The organism is Pseudarthrobacter cellobiosi, assembly GCF_023913815.1.
Lineage (GTDB): Bacteria > Actinomycetota > Actinomycetes > Actinomycetales > Micrococcaceae > Arthrobacter > Arthrobacter cellobiosi.
The window spans coordinates 285,683-301,612 of the sequence record NZ_JAMXBK010000024.1; the positions used below are offsets into that span (position 1 = coordinate 285,683).

Genomic DNA, 15,930 nt, shown 5'->3' on the forward strand with positions numbered 1-15,930 from the left:
GATTACTCTACGGTGACGCTCTTGGCAAGGTTGCGGGGCTGGTCCACGTCGTAGCCCTTGGCCGAGGCCAGGGCCAGGGCGAAGATCTGCAGCGGGACCGTGCTGAGCAGCGGGGCCAGCAGCGTGGGGGTTTCCGGGATGTAGAAGACGTGCTCGGCGTACGCCTTGACTGCCTCGTCGCCTTCTTCGGCGATCACAATGGTCTTGGCGCCGCGCGCCCGGACTTCCTGGATGTTGGAGACAACCTTGGCGTGCAGCGAGTCGCGGCCGCGCGGGGACGGGACCACCACAAACACGGGCTGGCCTTCCTCGATCAGCGCGATCGGGCCGTGCTTGAGCTCACCGGCGGCGAAGCCCTCGGCGTGGATGTACGCGAGCTCCTTGAGCTTCAGCGCACCTTCCATGGCCACCGGGAAGCCGACGTGGCGGCCCAGGAACAGCACAGACTTCGCGTCCGCCATGGACACGCCGAGTTCCTTGATCTGGCCCTCGTTGTCCAGGATCCGCTGGATCTTGGCGGGGATCTTGTTCAGGTCCGCCAGGATGTCCTTGATCTCGCCCTGGAACTTGTTCCCGCGCAGCTGCGCCAGGTACAGGCCCAGCAGGTACGCCGCGGTGATCTGCGCCAGGAACGCCTTGGTGGAAGCGACGGCGATTTCCGGGCCGGCGTGCGTATAGAGCACGGCGTCGGATTCACGCGGGATGGTGGACCCGTTGGTGTTGCAGATGGACACGGTCTTGGCGCCCTGTTCCTTGGCGTAGCGGACGGCCATCAGGGTGTCCATGGTCTCCCCGGACTGGGAGATGGAGACGATCAGGGTGTTCTCGTCCACGATCGGGTCGCGGTAACGGAACTCGTGGGAGAGCTCCACCTCGGTGGCGATCCGGCACCAGTGCTCGATGGCGTACTTGGCCACCTGCCCGGCGTACGCGGACGTGCCGCAGGCCAGGACAATGATCTTGTCGATGTTCTTGAGCAGCTGCGGGTCAATGCGGAGCTCATCCAGGGTCAGTTTGCCGTTGACGTCCGAGCGGCCCAGCAGGGTCTGCAGCACGGCGTTGGGCTGGTCATGGATTTCCTTCTCCATGAAGGACGGGAAGCCGCCCTTTTCCGCGGATTCGGGATCCCAGTCAACGTGGTATTCCTTGCCCTCGGCCGGGGCGCCATAGAAATCTGTGATCTCCACCGTGTCAGCGGTGATGGTGACAATCTGGTCCTGGCCCAGCTCCACAGCGCGGCGGGTGTAATCGATGAACCCGGACACGTCCGAGCCCAGGAAGTTCTCGCCCTCGCCCAGGCCAACCACCAGGGGTGAGTTACGGCGGGCAGCAACCACAACATCCGGCTGGTCCGCGTGCACGGCCAGCAGTGTAAAAGCACCCTCGAGGCGCTGGCAGGCGAGCTGCATCGCCTTCGTCAGGCCGCCGTCGGACGTCTCGCCGTGAAGTTTGGTGCGGAAGATATCGCCCAGCAGCACGGCCGCGACCTCGGTGTCCGTCTCGGACTCGAACGCGTAGCCCTTGGCCACGAGCTCCAGCTTGAGCTCGGCGAAGTTCTCGATGATGCCGTTGTGGATCAGGGCCAGCTTGCCGCCGTCGGCCAGGTGCGGGTGCGCGTTCTGGTCCGTGGGCCCGCCGTGCGTGGCCCAGCGGGTGTGGCCGATACCGGTGAACGTCTCCGGGAGCGGGTGCGCCTCCAACTCGGCGAGGAGGTTGCTCAGCTTGCCTGACTTCTTCCGGGACTCGATGGCACCTTGCGAGACCACCGCAACCCCCGCAGAGTCATAACCCCGGTACTCCAGACGGCGCAATCCTTCAAGGACTACATCCAACGCACTGTGACCGGCATTCACACGGCCAGCAGAATGGCCCACATATCCCACGATTCCACACATGGGCTCCAGCTTATCGGCAGCCGGGTTGAGATCTAAACTTAGCGTGCTCCATTTCGCTCTCAGCCGCGCGAGGGGCAGAATCTCTAAAGTGACTTTGCAACGCAATGAAGCGAACGGTGAGGGTGTCTCCCCGTTCGTTGAGCTGGACCGCCAGACCTGGTCCCGTCTCGCCGCCCAGATGGAGCAGCCCCTTAACGAAGAGGACATTGTCCGTCTGCGTGGCCTCGGCGATCCCCTGGACATGAAGGAGATCCGCGAGGTCTACCTGCCCCTGTCGCGGCTCCTGCACCTTTATGTGGAGGCCGCGGGCCAGCTTCATTCGGCCACCACCACCTTCCTGGGAGAGCAGACCCAGCGCACTCCGTTTGTCATCGGCGTGGCCGGCTCGGTGGCCGTGGGAAAGTCCACCATCGCCCGCGTGCTCCGGGAGATGCTGCGGCGCTGGCCCGGCACGCCGAACGTTGAACTGATCACCACAGACGGATTCCTCTACCCCCTGGCCGAGCTCAAGCGGCGCCAGCTGCTGGAACGCAAGGGCTTCCCCGAGTCGTACGACCGCCGCGCGCTGCTGCGTTTTGTGAGCGAGATAAAGGGCGGCGCGGAGGAAGTCCGGGCACCCTGGTACTCCCACGTCACCTATGACATCGTGCCGGACAAGGAAGTGGTGGTCCGGCGCCCGGACGTGCTGATTGTGGAGGGCCTGAACGTGCTGGCCCCCGCCCGCCCGCGCCACGATGGCAAGCAGGGGCTGGCGCTGAGCGACTTCTTCGACTTCTCCATCTACGTGGACGCCAAAACCTCCTACATTGAGGAGTGGTACGTGGAGCGGTTCCGCAAGCTCCAGAGCACCGCGTTCGCGCAGCCGGAGTCCTACTTCCACCGCTATGCGACACTGTCCGAGGCCGAAGCGGAGACCACTGCCCGAGACATCTGGAAGCGCATCAACGAGCCCAACCTGGAGGAAAACGTCCTCCCCACCCGTGGCCGCGCCCAGCTGGTTCTGACCAAGGACGCGGACCACTCCATCCGCCGCATGCTCCTGAGGAAGGTTTAACACACGTGTGCCACAGCTGCGTGGCAGGCGGCGTCCACTCTGGGGCCAGCCGCCGGTCCTTCGCCCGCTTCCTCGCCGCCGGGGCCGGACTGACTGTCCTGGCAGCGTGCACGCCGGCGGCACCGGCCGGGGTGGCGCTGTCGTCGTCCTCCCTTGCCCCAGCGGCGACCTCCGCGTCCCCCTCCCCTGTAGCGGTCCCCTCAGTGGAAAGCACGACGGCGGCCGCTGAGCCGCCCGCGCAGGTTCCCGCATCGCCGTCGGCAGCACTGCCCCGTCAGTTCTCGCTGACCGATCCGGCCAGCCCGTGGCTGGTGGTCAACAAACACCGTCCACTGGCGCCAGCGGACTACCTTCCGGCGGATCTGGTCCAGCCCAACGTCCCGCTGGCTGTTTCCGGCGAGGCAGCCCTGCTGAACAGCACGACGGCGGCTGCCGCGGAAGCGATGTTCGCCGCGGCCGCTCTGGACGGCGTGAGCATGACGCTGGCGAGCGGATACCGCTCTTATGGCACGCAGGTGGCCACGTACAACGGTTACGTGGCGGCCCGCGGCCTGGCCGATGCCGATACAGCCAGCGCCCGGCCCGGTTACTCGGAACACCAGACCGGCTGGTCGTTCGACATCGGCGACGGCGGCGGGGCGTGCGGCTTCCAGCCATGCTTCGCGGATCAGCCGGCGGCCGTATGGGCGAAGGCGAACGGCCACCGCTTCGGATTTGTGGTGCGGTATCCATGGATGTTCCACCCGATCACCGGCTACTACTACGAGCCGTGGCACCTGCGGTACATCGGAGTGGAGACCGCCGCCGACATGGCGAACCGGGGCATCAGCACCGTGGAGGAGTACTTCGGGGTGGAAGCCGCTCCCGGTTACCCCTGAACACCGTGCTGATGTGTTGCAGGGGCGTCATCCCCTGTTAACGGCGATGCGCTAGCTTGGTAATCATGCTGACAGGATTCAAGAATTTCATTATGAAGGGCAATGTCGTTGACCTTGCCGTAGCCGTTGTGATGGGTGCCGCATTCAGCTCCGTCGTGACCTCTATCGTCCAGGGCCTGCTGACGCCCCTGATCGGACGTCTGTTCAGTGCCAAGGGCGTTGAAGAGATGCAGTGGGAGGGATTCATGTATGGGTCCGTCATCTCCTCCATCATTTCTTTCGTGCTGGTGGCCGCCTCCATCTACTTCGTGGTGGTACTTCCCATGAACCACATGATCGAGCTCCGTAACCGCAAGCTGGGAATCAACAAGGACGTCAAGGAAGAGGCTGCGGAAGACCCGCAGATCGCCCTGCTTACCGAAATCCGGGATGCGCTGAAGGTCAGCGACCGCTGACCAAGGAGAATGGCCAGTCTCCCTGCGGAGGCCGGCCATTCTTTTTTGGTGCTTTCCGGGTCAGTCCGCCACGAGCTCGAGGGCAAGTTCGGTCCTGACCACCTGGGCAAGGCGCTCGGCGACGGACTGGGCCGTGGCTTCGTCGCCGGCCTCCACCATGACCCGGACAACGGGTTCGGTACCGGAGGGCCGCAGCAGGACCCGTCCGGTGTCGCCAAGCTCCGCCTCGGCTAGGGCCACGGCCGCCGTCAGTGCCTCAGAGCTGCCCACGCGGGTGCGGTCCACGCCCCTGACGTTGATCAATGTCTGAGGAAGCTTGGTCATCACGGTGGCCAGTTCCTTGAGCGGCCGGCCTGTCAGGGCGACCTGCGCAGCCAGTTGGAGCCCGGTGAGGACGCCGTCGCCTGTAGTGGCGTAGTCAGCGAAGATCACGTGGCCGGACTGCTCGCCGCCGAGGTTGTATCCGCCGTCGCGCATCTCCTCAAGGACGTAGCGGTCCCCGACGCCCGTTTCGCGGATGGTGATGCCTGCCTCGCGCAGGGCGATCTTGAGGCCGAGGTTGCTCATGACAGTGGCCACCAGGACGTCGTCGATGAGTTTGCCTGAGGCTTTGAGGGCGACGGCCAGGATTGCCATGATCTGGTCGCCGTCCACTTCGGTGCCCTCGTGGTCCACGGCGAGGCAGCGGTCGGCGTCGCCGTCGTGGGCGATGCCGAGGTCGGCTCCGTGCTTCAGGACCGCGGCCTTGAGCGGGCCCAGGTGTGTGGACCCGACGCCGTCGTTGATGTTGTGGCCGTCCGGCTCGGCGCCGATCACGATGACGTCAGCGCCGGCGTCCTTGAAGACCTGGGGTGAGCAGCCGCTGGCGGCGCCGTGGGCGCAGTCCAGCACTACCTTCAGCCCGTCCAGTCGGTGCGGGAGGGTGCGCAGGAGGTGCACAATGTAGCGGTCCTCGGCGTCCGAGAAGCGCTGGATCCTGCCCACGTCGCTGCCGACCGGCCGCACGGGTTCCTTGCTCATCTGTTCTTCGATGGCGTTCTCGACATCGTCGGGGAGCTTCTGGCCGCCGCGGGCGAAGAACTTAATGCCGTTGTCCGGTGCCGGATTGTGAGAGGCCGAGATCATGACGCCGAAGTCAGCGTCTAGGTCTGCCACGAGGTAGGCCGCGGCCGGCGTCGGGAGAACACCGGCGTCATAAACATCAATACCGGAACTGGACAGCCCTGCCTCGACGGCGGCGGCGATGAATTCCCCGCTGGCACGGGGGTCGCGCGCCACCACGGCGCGGGGCCGCGTGCCGTTGGTATTACGGTCATGACCAAGCACGACGGCGGCCGCCTGGGCCAGGTTCATCGCCAGCTCGGCAGTCAACAGGCCGTTAGCAAGGCCCCGGACACCATCTGTTCCAAATAATCTAGACATCGTGGACAAGTCTAGGTGATGGACGTGCGGGGCTTTGAACCGGCTGGTCAGCGGTACACCTTGCGTCGGCCACTGGCTGATCCCGTCACGAAGATCGAAGTTGCCATTTCACTGCCTTTCCATGCGCCCTCTTCGATGTCAGGTGCCATCCTTTGCAGCCGCTGCAGGGGTAAACGCTGGAGGGCAGCTTGCCGCCGGATGTGGAGCCCTTGAGAACGATGGTTCGGAGCGCCTGATTCGCGCGCCAGACGGTCGGATAGGTGATCTTGGCGCAACTGGCCATGGACGAGTCCTTGTTCAAGGAGGCGCATGGCTCATATCCAAACTTGGGCGGCACCTAACAGTGGCGTCCCGGGTTCCACTCGAAGTGGCTGTCAGAGGCAACGATAGCTCAGGAACACTTTCAGGCGCAAAGGCAAAAGCCCGCCCCACCTGATGGTGGGACGGGCTTCTGTGTAAGCGGGTTTAGCGCTTGGAGTACTGCTGAGCCTTACGGGCCTTCTTGAGACCGGCCTTCTTACGCTCGATGACGCGTGCGTCACGGCGCAGGTAACCGGCCTTCTTCAGGGTGGCTCGGTTGTTCTCGGTGTCGATCTCGTTCAGTGAACGGGCGATGCCGAGGCGCAGGGCACCGGCCTGGCCGGAGATGCCGCCACCGTGGATGCGGGCGATAACGTCGTAGGCGCCGTCAAGATCGAGGATCTTGAAGGGCTCGTTGACGTCCTGCTGGTGCAGCTTGTTCGGGAAGTAGTTGTCCAGCGCGCGGCCGTTGATGGTCCACTTGCCCGTGCCGGGCACGATGCGCACGCGGGCAACAGCTTCCTTGCGACGGCCAACTGCGGCGCCGGCAACGGTCAGTGCCGGGCGTTCCTTCTTCGGCGCTTCTGCTTCCGCAGGACCGCTCTCCGAGGTGTAGCTGGTCGGGTTTTCCTCAGCCACAACGGCCTCGGTGGTCTCTTCGTTCTGAGCCACGATTCTCCTTGTATAGATAAGTTGTTTGGTGGCCAGGACTACTGGGCGACCTGGGAAATTTCGAACGTCTTGGGCTGCTGGGCGGCGTGCGGGTGCTCTGCACCGCGGTACACCTTCAGCTTGCCCAGCTGCTGTGCAGCGAGGGAGTTCTTGGGGAGCATGCCCTTGATGGCCTTCTCAACGGCACGGACCGGGTTGGATTCCAGGAGTTCCGCATAGTTGACGGACGTCAGGCCGCCCGGGTAGCCGGAGTGGCGGTATGCGCGCTTCTGCTCCAGCTTGGCGCCGGTCAGGGCTACCTTCTCAGCGTTGATGATGACGACGAAGTCGCCCATGTCCATGTGGGACGCAAAGGTGGCCTTGTGCTTGCCGCGCAGCAGGATTGCGGTCTGGCTCGCGAGGCGACCAAGGACAACGTCTGTGGCGTCAATGACGTGCCACTGGCGGTTGATATCGCCGGGCTTCGGGGTGTACGTACGCACGGTTTTTGCCTCGTTCTTGTTCTGGCGTTCTTGTTTAGGTGTCACTCAAGCGTGTGCACCTACTATCTATGCGCTACCGGAACAGAGGTGAGGGCTCCATGTAACCAGTCATCCTGAAGTCCCGAATGTGCCCTTTGAGTAGTTATCCTGCAACCGGATTCTCAAGCGGGCACGCATCATCGAGAAAGGACACGCACAACGACTACCAATGCTAGCTTGAACCGGGCCTCAGGGTCAAAATGGGGTAGCCGGCCGCTCGTCTAGTAATCTGCCGGCCCGACGTGAATCAGGGGATGCAGTGACTTCTTGGGGTGACGCTGGCTCAGCAGGTCCACTGTTCGTGGCCGCCATCGGCCTCTTGGGACTCATTCTCTCACCGTTGGCCGAGCTGCTTATTGCCGGACTTCTCCCCCGCGTCGGCCCGATGCCTGGCCTGCGGGCAAGGATCACGACAGCGGCGATCACCGCCGCCCTCTGCGCCGCCTTCGCATTCCGTTTCGGCGCGGATCCGGCACTGCCGGCATTCATACTCCTCGCGGTTCTTGGTGTGCAGCTGGCGAGAATTGACGTCTCGCTCCATTTGCTGCCCAACCCTTTGGTTCTTTCCCTGTTAGTAGGGGGCATTGTGTTGCTCTTAGGGGCCACATTTGGCGGGGAACAGTGGCCTGACCTCGTGCGCGCCCTGGCTGGAGCCGCAATTCTCTTCGTCACCTACATGATTCTGGCGTTAATTTCGCCGGCGAGCTTAGGAATGGGCGACGTTAAGCTAGCTGCTCCCGTGGGCCTCTACTTGGGGTACCTAGGTTGGAGCCAACTCCTGTATGGCGGACTGCTGGGGTTCATTCTGAACGGCATTGTTACCGTGCTTGTCGTGGCACGAAACCGCAAAGAACGCACGTCAGAAGTGGCTCATGGGCCGTCGATGATCGGCGCCGCGGTCGGTATCTGGCTTTTGTTTTTCTAGTCCTGGGATCGGGCACAACCGCGACCCCAAGCTGCCGGCGCGCAGTAATCCAAGTAGCCCCGCATGGCCGGGTCCGACTATCTGAGTACTCGCACATGTGTTTCGAGTACGTACTGAAAAGGACCCCTGAAAAAGTCGAGTACTACTACGCATTGTAGCCCAGAACCGCCAATGACAATCTCTTCTTAGCGAAGTCCAGCAACCGCTAAAAGTTATGGGGGCAGCTGGAAATTCGTTGAAACATCACAAAAATCACTTTCATCGAATTAAGGAAAATACAATGACTTCTCTTATGGTCTCAATGATGGCTTTCGTTGCCGGCGTAAAGGATCGCCTCTCTTCCGAAAAGGGCGCAACTGCAACGGAGTATTCGCTGCTCATTGCATTCATTGCGTTCATCATCATCGTCGGCGTGACGGTCTTCGGTAATGCGCTTAGCGCCTGGTTCACTGCGCTCGGCACTGAAGTTGGCACCTGGGTCGCTCCATAGCCAGCACACAGCTGTCCGCAGCCAGGCGCAAAGGCGGGCGGGTCTTTACAACACGAGGTGCGCCGCGTCCGCCGAACGCGGACGCGGCTCACCTCTTCTTCGTTCAACCCTCATTACTTCGTTTCTTCGAGCTGCAACCGTCCCATGGGGAGATCCAGTGAAACGCAGCAATTCAAATGCCAGCGAGCGTGCCCGAGGCGCCGTCGCCGTCGAGTTTGCCCTCGTTGCGCCCATACTTTTGGCTCTGGTTGCCGGCATCGTCGAATTCTCACACGCGTACAACCTGCAGATTTCCGTTACACAGGCTGCGCGTGAAGCGGCTAGGACCATGGCCATCACTAACAGCCAGGCTGAAGCACAGATTGCCGCGGCCGATGGTGCTCCCGGCCTCAACACAGCCGCGTTCGTATACGATTTCGACCCGGCAACGTGTGCTGCAGGGGAGAACGCAGGCGTGACTATTTCTTATACGACAGGGACGATGACCGGCCTCTTTGGCACGACGGTCACGCTCACAGGAGTAGGAGCCATGCGATGTGGCGGCTGACGCAACCCAAGACTGACAATCAACGTGGGGCGGCCGGCGTTACGGTAGCAGTCACGATGCTGGTGCTCATCGGAGCAGGCGCCATGGCTGTGGATGTTGGGCAAATCTATTCAGAGCGAGCTCAACTCCAGAACGGTGCGGATGCGGGAGCGATCGCAGTGGTCCAAGCCTGCTACAAGACGGGCTGCAGCCAGGCAGAGGCCGACTCGATTGCCGCAACGTTAGCAGACGCCAACGCCAATGACGCCGGATCCAACGTACTGGAAGTCGATCTGTCGGTTCCGAACCAAGTCACCGTAAGAACATCCACCAGGAACGGAGCCACCGGCGCTGGTTTCCTCACTCAGATGTTCTCCAGCGCACTCAATACAACGCCTGCAACGGTGGGCGCCTACGCCGTCGCAACCGCCGAACCGCCGTCGTCAGGGAGCGCTTTTCCGCTGGCCTTGTCCGAATGCCAATACGACCTATCGGAGGGCGAGCTAGAAGGGGAGGTCCAGCTCGTCCGCTATAAGCCAGGAATGGACGACTGCACGTCAACCTCGGGTCACGTTATTCCTGGCGGGTTCGGCTGGCTGGATCAATCCAGTCCGTGCGTGGCTACCACCGATGCTGATGCCATTGTCTCCTCGGACACCGGAGCCGACTATGCCGCAGAGTGCGATGCGATTCTCAATTCCTGGATTGCGGAGATCAACAGTGGAGGTCAGGCGCTGGCTACCTTTCCTGTCTATGACGAAGCAGGTGGTTCAGGCACCGGCGGTTGGTTCCACATTCGCGGCTACGCCACCTTTGACATCCAGGGCTGGAAATTCGGCGGAGGCTCGAATGCACCGCGTTCCTTCCACAATAAGGCCCCCTACGTTACTGACCCAGCTGACGCGTGCACAGGATCTTGCCTCGGAATTATCGGGCAATTCATTAGGTACGAGTCCATCGAAACCTACGGGGGAGGTGGGGGTGTCGGAGACGACATGGGAACAGTTGAAATTCGGCTCATCGATTAGGAGCAATCAGCACATTCAGTTGATATTAGTCAATTTCTAAGGGGAATATACAGTGAAAACTCGCCTACTGGGAGGCATCGCTGCACTACTTGTGGCGATTATTGGAACCGTGTTACTCATCTCGTACGTTCAAACTGCAGATAAACGAGCCTTTGCGAATACCGAAACAGAAACGATCTACATCGTTGAGAAGGCCATAGCGGCCGGTACCAGCGTGGACAAATTGGCAGACTACGTTGTCAAGAAGGATGTTCCGAAGCTGGCCTTGGCCTCGGACAGCGTGACCGATCTTAACGACCTAGGCGACAAGGTCACTGCCGTCTCTCTGATGGCAGGAGAACAATTGCTCTCAACGCGGATGGTGGAACCCAACGCCTTCCTAGGTTCAGCGAGGGTCCAGGTTCCCGAGGGCTTGCAGGAGATCACGCTGAAACTGCCCATTGAGCGCGTTGTGGGCGGAACTATCAAAGCCGGCGACACCGTTGGAGTATTTGTCTCCGTGGAGAACGCAACAGCCAATGCTGCGACCGGCGAAACCTTATCTACATCGGCCGGGACGCAGCTGACCTTCCACAAGGTCCTGGTCACGGCTGCCCAATACAGCAACGGCAGCGCTGCCAAGTCGCAGACCAACCCTGTTGAGGAGAACCCAGCCGAGGGATCATTGTCTGCCAAGAAGGACACTGCCAGCGACGGCACCTACCTCATCACTTTGGCCCGCAACTCCGCAGACGCCGAACGGATCGTCTTTGCCACAGAGTTCGGCAACGTCTATCTCTCGAAGGAACCTGAGAATGCGGTGGAGAACACCACTGGCGTCGTAGACAAGTCACGGCTATTCCGATGAGCCGCTTCGTACTCATTACGCCAAATAATGATTTCGAGCACCGTGCCCGCCTGGCCACGTCGGGGATGCACGGTTCCCTCCAGACCTTCCAGGCCGATTACCTCCCGGAAGGCCCGCAGGACTTCCTCCGGCAACTCGTGGGCGAACCCCCAGAGGTGCTCATTCTCGGCCCTGGTCTACCTGTCGAGGACAGCCTGAAGCTAGCCTCGTTGATGGACCTACAGTATCCCGAGATCAGCGTAGTACTGGTGGTCTCGGAATCATCCGAAGTTGTTATCAAGGCCATGCGGTCCGGGGTCCGGGACTTGTTGGACCCCTCAGCCGATCCAGACGCCATCCGGATAATGCTTGAACGGGCCAGTCTTGCCGCTGCCAGCCGTCGTCGTGGCCTCGCCCCCGGCACCTCCGAGCACGCGGATCATGGCGAACGTGGCCGCGTAATCGCTGTAATGTCACCGAAAGGTGGTGTCGGCAAGACAACCGTGGCGACCAACCTCGCTATCGGCCTAGGTCACGCGTCACCAATGAAAGTTGTCATTGTCGACCTTGACCTCCAATTCGGTGATGTCGCTAGCGGGCTGATGCTTGAGCCCGAACACACGATTACTGATGCCGTCGTGGGAGCGGCCAGTCAGGATTCCATGGTTCTGAAGACGTATCTCACAGTCCATCCCGCAGGCATCTACGCCCTGTGTGCCCCGCGCAATCCCGTGGAGATGGACAAGATCACCGGCGAACATGTCTCACGGCTCCTCACGCAGCTCCGTGAGGAGTTCCATTACATCATCGTGGACACGGCGCCCGGGCTGGGGGAACACGTCCTGGCAACTCTGGAACACGCTACCGATGCGGTATGGATCTGCGGGATGGATATTCCCAGCATCCGAGGTCTCCGCACCGGATTCCAAATCCTGAACGAATTGAACCTCATGCCGGCCCAGCGCCATGTTGTCCTGAACATGGCAGACCGCAGGGGAGGGCTAACACTCCAGGATGTCGAGGCAACCATCAATGCACCGGTTGATGTCGTTCTTCCCAGGTCCAAGTCGCTACCGTACTCAACCAACAAGGGGATTCCCGTCCTTCAGGACAGCAGCCGCGACCCGGCTGCCAAGGGGCTGCGAAAACTCGTGGACCGCTTCAAACCCGATTGGGAAGAAAGAACCCATAAGCAGCTGCACAGAAGGGCGGTAGTACAGTGAGCCTCACCGATCGGTTCCAGCAGCTTCGAGGCGAGGTCAAGCCAGATCCGGAGCTCAAGCAGCACAATCCCTACGAGGGCGTGTATCAAACACCGCCGGCGCCAACCACTTTGGGTAGGATCCAGGAAGCCAAGACAGCTGAAGCGGCCGCAAGTGCAGTAGTGACCTTGGACATGCCGCAGACTGCGGCGGTGGCTAGTGAGGCACTCAACGCGTTGAAGGAACGAGCAAGCCAGGCACTCTATGAGCGGCTTGGTTCCCGCATCACTGATTCTTCCCTGGAAGAGGCCGAACTCCACCAGTACGTGCGGGATGAACTTAAAATTGTCGTCGACGAAGAACAGGTTCCGCTCTCCGGCCCTGAGCGGCAACGGCTTATTAGAGAGATCATTGATGACGTCCTGGGCCACGGCCCCATTCAGCGTTTCCTTGACGACCCCTCGATCACGGAAGTGATGGTCAACCGCTTTGATCAGGTCTACGTGGAACGCGAAGGCCGGCTCTTTCTGACCGACACCAAGTTCAGTTCTGACGAAGCCCTACGACGCGTCATCGAGCGGATAGTTTCCAAAGTGGGAAGGCGCATCGATGAATCGTCGCCGCTCGTGGATGCTAGGCTCGCGGACGGTTCCCGAGTCAACGCAATTATCCCTCCGCTTGCCGTCAACGGACCCGCGCTCACCATCCGGAAATTCGGCAGGGACCCGCTGACTGTCCATAACCTCATCGCTCTCGGCAGCCTCTCCCCCGAGATGGCTGAACTCCTCCAGGCGTGTGTGCTGGCCAGAATGAACATCATAGTGTCTGGCGGTACCGGCACCGGCAAAACAACGCTACTCAACGTTCTGTCCTCGTTCATTCCTGCCGATGACAGGATCGTCACGATTGAGGATGCCGTGGAGCTTCAACTCCAGCAGGACCATGTGGTTCGTCTGGAGAGCCGTCCTCGCAATATCGAGGGTAAGGGTGAAGTTTCCATTCGCGACTTGGTGCGGAACTCGCTCCGCATGAGGCCGGACCGAATTGTGGTTGGCGAAGTTCGTGGCGGCGAGTGCCTTGACATGCTGCAGGCTATGAACACCGGCCACGATGGATCCATCTCTACGGTCCACGCGAATACGCCGCGGGACGCAATCGCAAGGCTGGAAACCCTCGTGTTGATGGCGGGCATGGACATTCCGCTGCGGGCGGTCCGCGAGCAGGTGGCATCCGCCGTCAACCTGATAGTGCACATCTCCAGGCTCCGCGATGGGACCCGCCGCGTCACCCACATAACCGAGGTCCAGGGCATGGAAGGCGACGTCGTCACTCTTCAGGACGCCTTTGTCTTCGATTACTCCGCCGGAGTGGACGCTAATGGCCGCTTCTTAGGCAAACCCGTGCCGACTGGAGTGCGGCCGCGCTTTACCGATCGCTTTGCCGAATTGGGCATTCAAATCTCGCCATCGGTGTTCGGCGCCCAAATGGCCGGTTCTCCCAAATCGAGGGGGCGGTAGCCGTGCTTGAGGAAGACTCCCCCTCGATCCTTGTGATTGGGCTGTTCCTAGTCTATCTTGCGCTATTTTTGATCGGATGGGTTGCATTCAAGACTAGTTCCGGCATACCACTCTCACGGCGCCGCCCGGATGCCATGGTCCACGCCTCTGGGCTGACCCGGTTGACAGAACATGCGGTCGGTGCCCTGAACAAGAGCGTGAGGGAGCGCGGTAACCGCTTCCTCAGTCGAGACCGCCTCGACGAGTGCGGACTCAAGAAGGACCCGGGCGACTATCTCCTAATGGCCGGCGTCGCTACTCTTCTAGCCGCAGTTTTCGGGTTCTTCCTCGGCGGATTGGTCCCAGCAATTTTGCTCTCGTTGGTATCACCGCTCATCTTTCATTTGGTACTGAATATGCTCGCCGCTCGACGAAGGCGGCAGTTTGATGAACAAGTTCCGGACACCCTCCAGATGCTGGCCGGCGGTTTGCGTGCCGGCCATAGCCTCCTGCGGGCAGTCGATGCGGCCGCTCAGGAAAGTCAACCTCCAATGGCCGAAGAACTGAGCCGCATCGTAAATGAGACCAGGATTGGCCGAGACTTGGGCGAGTCCTTGGCTGAAGTGGCCCGGCGAACCGAGAGCGAAGACTTTATGGCGATTGCCCAGGCAATCGAGATTCACAGGGAGGTAGGCGGTGACTTGGCCGAGGTTCTGGACCACCTCGGCGACACCGTGCGGGACCGAAATCAGGTGCGTGGACAGATCCGTGCCCTGAGCGCGGAGGGACGGATGTCAGCGATCGTACTGATGGCCTTGCCTGTAGTTATGTTCATCGGCCTGACACTGTTCAACGATCTGTACTCCCGCGTTTTCCTAACCACTGTCTCCGGCTTCGTCTTGATTGCCGTCGCCATTGTCCTCCTCACTGTAGGCGGCTTGTGGCTTAGGCAGCTCGTCAAGCCCAAGTTCTAGAAAGCAGGTGATTCTCGGTGCAAGTGATCGCATACGCCGGAATTCTGGCCATCGTGGCCCCGGTTAGCGTCCTGACCTTCCTCGTCTTCACCGGCGACAGGGCTGGTCTCCGCAACATACAAGCCAACCTCGGCCGGAAGACCAGTTCGGACCCCCGAGGCGGGGACTTCAAGGAGAGACTGACGTACGTGAGTCAGCGCCTCACGCCTAAGGGCTATGCCGGTTGGCTGGACAAACAGCTGGCAGGGGCCGGACGCCCAAAGGAATGGCCGCTGGGACGGATTATCATGATCAAACCCATGCTTGCACTCGTGGGTGCTGGCCTCGGATTCCTGTTCTTCATGAGTTCTCCCAAGGCCGCCAACTTCCTGATCCTGATAGCCGTCACGGCTCTGAGCTACTTCATACCCGATCTCCTTATCAGAAGTAGTGCACAGAAACGTCGGGAAGCCATCCGGACAGAGTTGCCGAATGCCCTGGACCAGATGCTGATCTCCGTACAGGCCGGCTTGGGCTTTGAAATGGCCATGGGACGGGCCGGAACCAATGGAACAGGGCCTCTGGCCGACGAGCTCATACGCACGCTGCAGGATATCCAAGTGGGCCGGTCCCGGAAGGATGCCTACCTGGCTATGTCCGAGCGGATCGACGTTCCTGATGTTCGCAGTTTCATCCGGGCTGTTGTCCAAGCTGATGCCTATGGCATTGCCATCGCTGGAGTTCTCAAGGCCCAGGCCCGGGACATGCGTGTTAAGCGGAAGCAACGGGCCGAAGAACACGCTATGAAGATGCCCGTCAAGATGCTATTTCCGCTGATCTTCTTCATCTTGCCCACACTTTTCGTAGTAGTCCTCGGGCCAACAGTGCTGAGCATCATGGAGATGTTTTCGCAGGGGGCGACATGAGGCGGACAGCAGTTCGGCGTTTTTATCTGGAAACACACTGGCTCAAACAGTTTGCCGAAAAGGAGAACGGCGCCACCGCCACTGAGTATGGAATTCTGATGGCATTCATCGTGATGCTTATCGTTACAGCGGTGACCTTCCTCGGCCTTGAGTTGCTCGGCTGGTACGACGAATTGACGGCCCACCTCAAGCTCGTGCTCGGAATCTCCTAGGCCCACACGAAGCAACCCGGCACTAGCAGCCGCGCTTCGCCCAAATACCGGACCCTCTCGGAACCCAGAACCGAGGGGGTCCGTTTTGTGTGCCCGGCCAATCACTATTTCGCAGCATCAGCACAGGACTTACGAAGGGAAAGGCAAGG

The 15,930-nt window shown here is 61.0% G+C and carries 17 protein-coding genes; 13 read left to right on the forward strand and 4 right to left on the reverse strand.

All coding sequences use genetic code 11. From position 1 onward, the window contains the following. Positions 1-2: 2 nt before the first annotated feature. Complete coding sequence (gene glmS / locus NG701_RS11710; RefSeq protein ID WP_252567584.1) at positions 3-1,895, reverse strand: glutamine--fructose-6-phosphate transaminase (isomerizing); 1,893 nt, start codon at positions 1,893-1,895, stop codon at positions 3-5. An 88-nt stretch (positions 1,896-1,983) separates the two neighbouring features. Between glmS and coaA the strand changes: the two genes are divergently transcribed. From coaA to mscL, 3 genes are all read left to right on the forward strand, one after another. Next, a complete protein-coding gene (gene coaA / locus NG701_RS11715) occupies positions 1,984-2,949 on the forward strand; it encodes a type I pantothenate kinase (protein ID WP_252567586.1) in 966 nt (321 codons plus the stop codon). A gap of 5 nt (positions 2,950-2,954) precedes the next feature. Next, positions 2,955-3,827 carry a D-alanyl-D-alanine carboxypeptidase family protein gene (locus NG701_RS11720; RefSeq protein WP_252567588.1) on the forward strand — a complete coding sequence of 291 codons (873 nt, stop codon included), beginning with the start codon at positions 2,955-2,957 and terminating at the stop codon, positions 3,825-3,827. A 65-nt stretch (positions 3,828-3,892) separates the two neighbouring features. Continuing rightward, positions 3,893-4,282: a large conductance mechanosensitive channel protein MscL gene (gene mscL, locus NG701_RS11725; RefSeq protein WP_104062597.1), complete on the forward strand. Its 390-nt coding sequence runs from the start codon at positions 3,893-3,895 to the stop codon at positions 4,280-4,282. A gap of 60 nt (positions 4,283-4,342) precedes the next feature. Here the strand turns inward: mscL and glmM are convergent, their stop codons facing one another. The 3 genes from glmM to rplM form a co-directional block, all read right to left on the reverse strand. Next, on the reverse strand, positions 4,343-5,704 hold the full coding sequence (gene glmM / locus NG701_RS11730; RefSeq protein WP_252567589.1) for a phosphoglucosamine mutase: 1,362 nt from the start codon (positions 5,702-5,704) through the stop codon (positions 4,343-4,345). A gap of 465 nt (positions 5,705-6,169) precedes the next feature. Further along, a complete protein-coding gene (rpsI, locus tag NG701_RS11735; protein WP_056344277.1) occupies positions 6,170-6,676 on the reverse strand; it encodes a 30S ribosomal protein S9 in 507 nt (168 codons plus the stop codon). A gap of 38 nt (positions 6,677-6,714) precedes the next feature. Then, positions 6,715-7,158 carry a 50S ribosomal protein L13 gene (gene rplM, locus NG701_RS11740; RefSeq protein WP_252567681.1) on the reverse strand — a complete coding sequence of 148 codons (444 nt, stop codon included), beginning with the start codon at positions 7,156-7,158 and terminating at the stop codon, positions 6,715-6,717. 340 nt (positions 7,159-7,498) lie between these two features. On the opposite strand from rplM, the gene NG701_RS11745 reads away from it, so the two are divergent. From NG701_RS11745 to NG701_RS11790, 10 genes are all read left to right on the forward strand, one after another. Beyond that, complete coding sequence (locus tag NG701_RS11745) at positions 7,499-8,122, forward strand: prepilin peptidase (RefSeq protein ID WP_252567591.1); 624 nt, start codon at positions 7,499-7,501, stop codon at positions 8,120-8,122. Positions 8,123-8,402: 280 nt separating this feature from the next. Further along, positions 8,403-8,612 (forward strand): Flp family type IVb pilin, encoded by a 210-nt coding sequence (locus NG701_RS11750; RefSeq protein WP_252567593.1) that lies wholly within the window; start codon positions 8,403-8,405, stop codon positions 8,610-8,612. A gap of 157 nt (positions 8,613-8,769) precedes the next feature. Beyond that, entirely contained in the window at positions 8,770-9,159 is a 390-nt protein-coding gene (locus NG701_RS11755) for a TadE/TadG family type IV pilus assembly protein (RefSeq protein ID WP_252567595.1), read from the forward strand. Beyond that, entirely contained in the window at positions 9,147-10,166 is a 1,020-nt protein-coding gene (locus NG701_RS11760; RefSeq protein WP_252567597.1) for a pilus assembly protein TadG-related protein, read from the forward strand. The genes NG701_RS11755 and NG701_RS11760 overlap by 13 nt, the downstream gene beginning before the upstream one ends. A 223-nt stretch (positions 10,167-10,389) precedes the next feature. Then, on the forward strand, positions 10,390-11,013 hold the full coding sequence (locus NG701_RS11765) for an RcpC/CpaB family pilus assembly protein (RefSeq protein ID WP_252567598.1): 624 nt from the start codon (positions 10,390-10,392) through the stop codon (positions 11,011-11,013). Continuing rightward, complete coding sequence (locus NG701_RS11770) at positions 11,010-12,215, forward strand: CpaE/TadZ family protein (protein ID WP_252567600.1); 1,206 nt, start codon at positions 11,010-11,012, stop codon at positions 12,213-12,215. Before NG701_RS11765 ends, NG701_RS11770 begins: the two co-directional genes overlap by 4 nt. Beyond that, on the forward strand, positions 12,212-13,711 hold the full coding sequence (locus NG701_RS11775) for a TadA family conjugal transfer-associated ATPase (protein WP_374208683.1): 1,500 nt from the start codon (positions 12,212-12,214) through the stop codon (positions 13,709-13,711). Before NG701_RS11770 ends, NG701_RS11775 begins: the two co-directional genes overlap by 4 nt. A gap of 2 nt (positions 13,712-13,713) precedes the next feature. Then, the gene (locus NG701_RS11780) at positions 13,714-14,664 is read left to right on the forward strand and encodes a type II secretion system F family protein (RefSeq protein ID WP_252567602.1); all 951 of its coding nucleotides are present in this window, start codon (positions 13,714-13,716) and stop codon (positions 14,662-14,664) included. A gap of 17 nt (positions 14,665-14,681) precedes the next feature. After that, complete coding sequence (locus tag NG701_RS11785; RefSeq protein ID WP_252567604.1) at positions 14,682-15,569, forward strand: type II secretion system F family protein; 888 nt, start codon at positions 14,682-14,684, stop codon at positions 15,567-15,569. Continuing rightward, a complete protein-coding gene (locus tag NG701_RS11790; protein ID WP_252567606.1) occupies positions 15,566-15,781 on the forward strand; it encodes a Flp family type IVb pilin in 216 nt (71 codons plus the stop codon). The genes NG701_RS11785 and NG701_RS11790 overlap by 4 nt, the downstream gene beginning before the upstream one ends. Positions 15,782-15,930 lie beyond the last annotated feature (149 nt).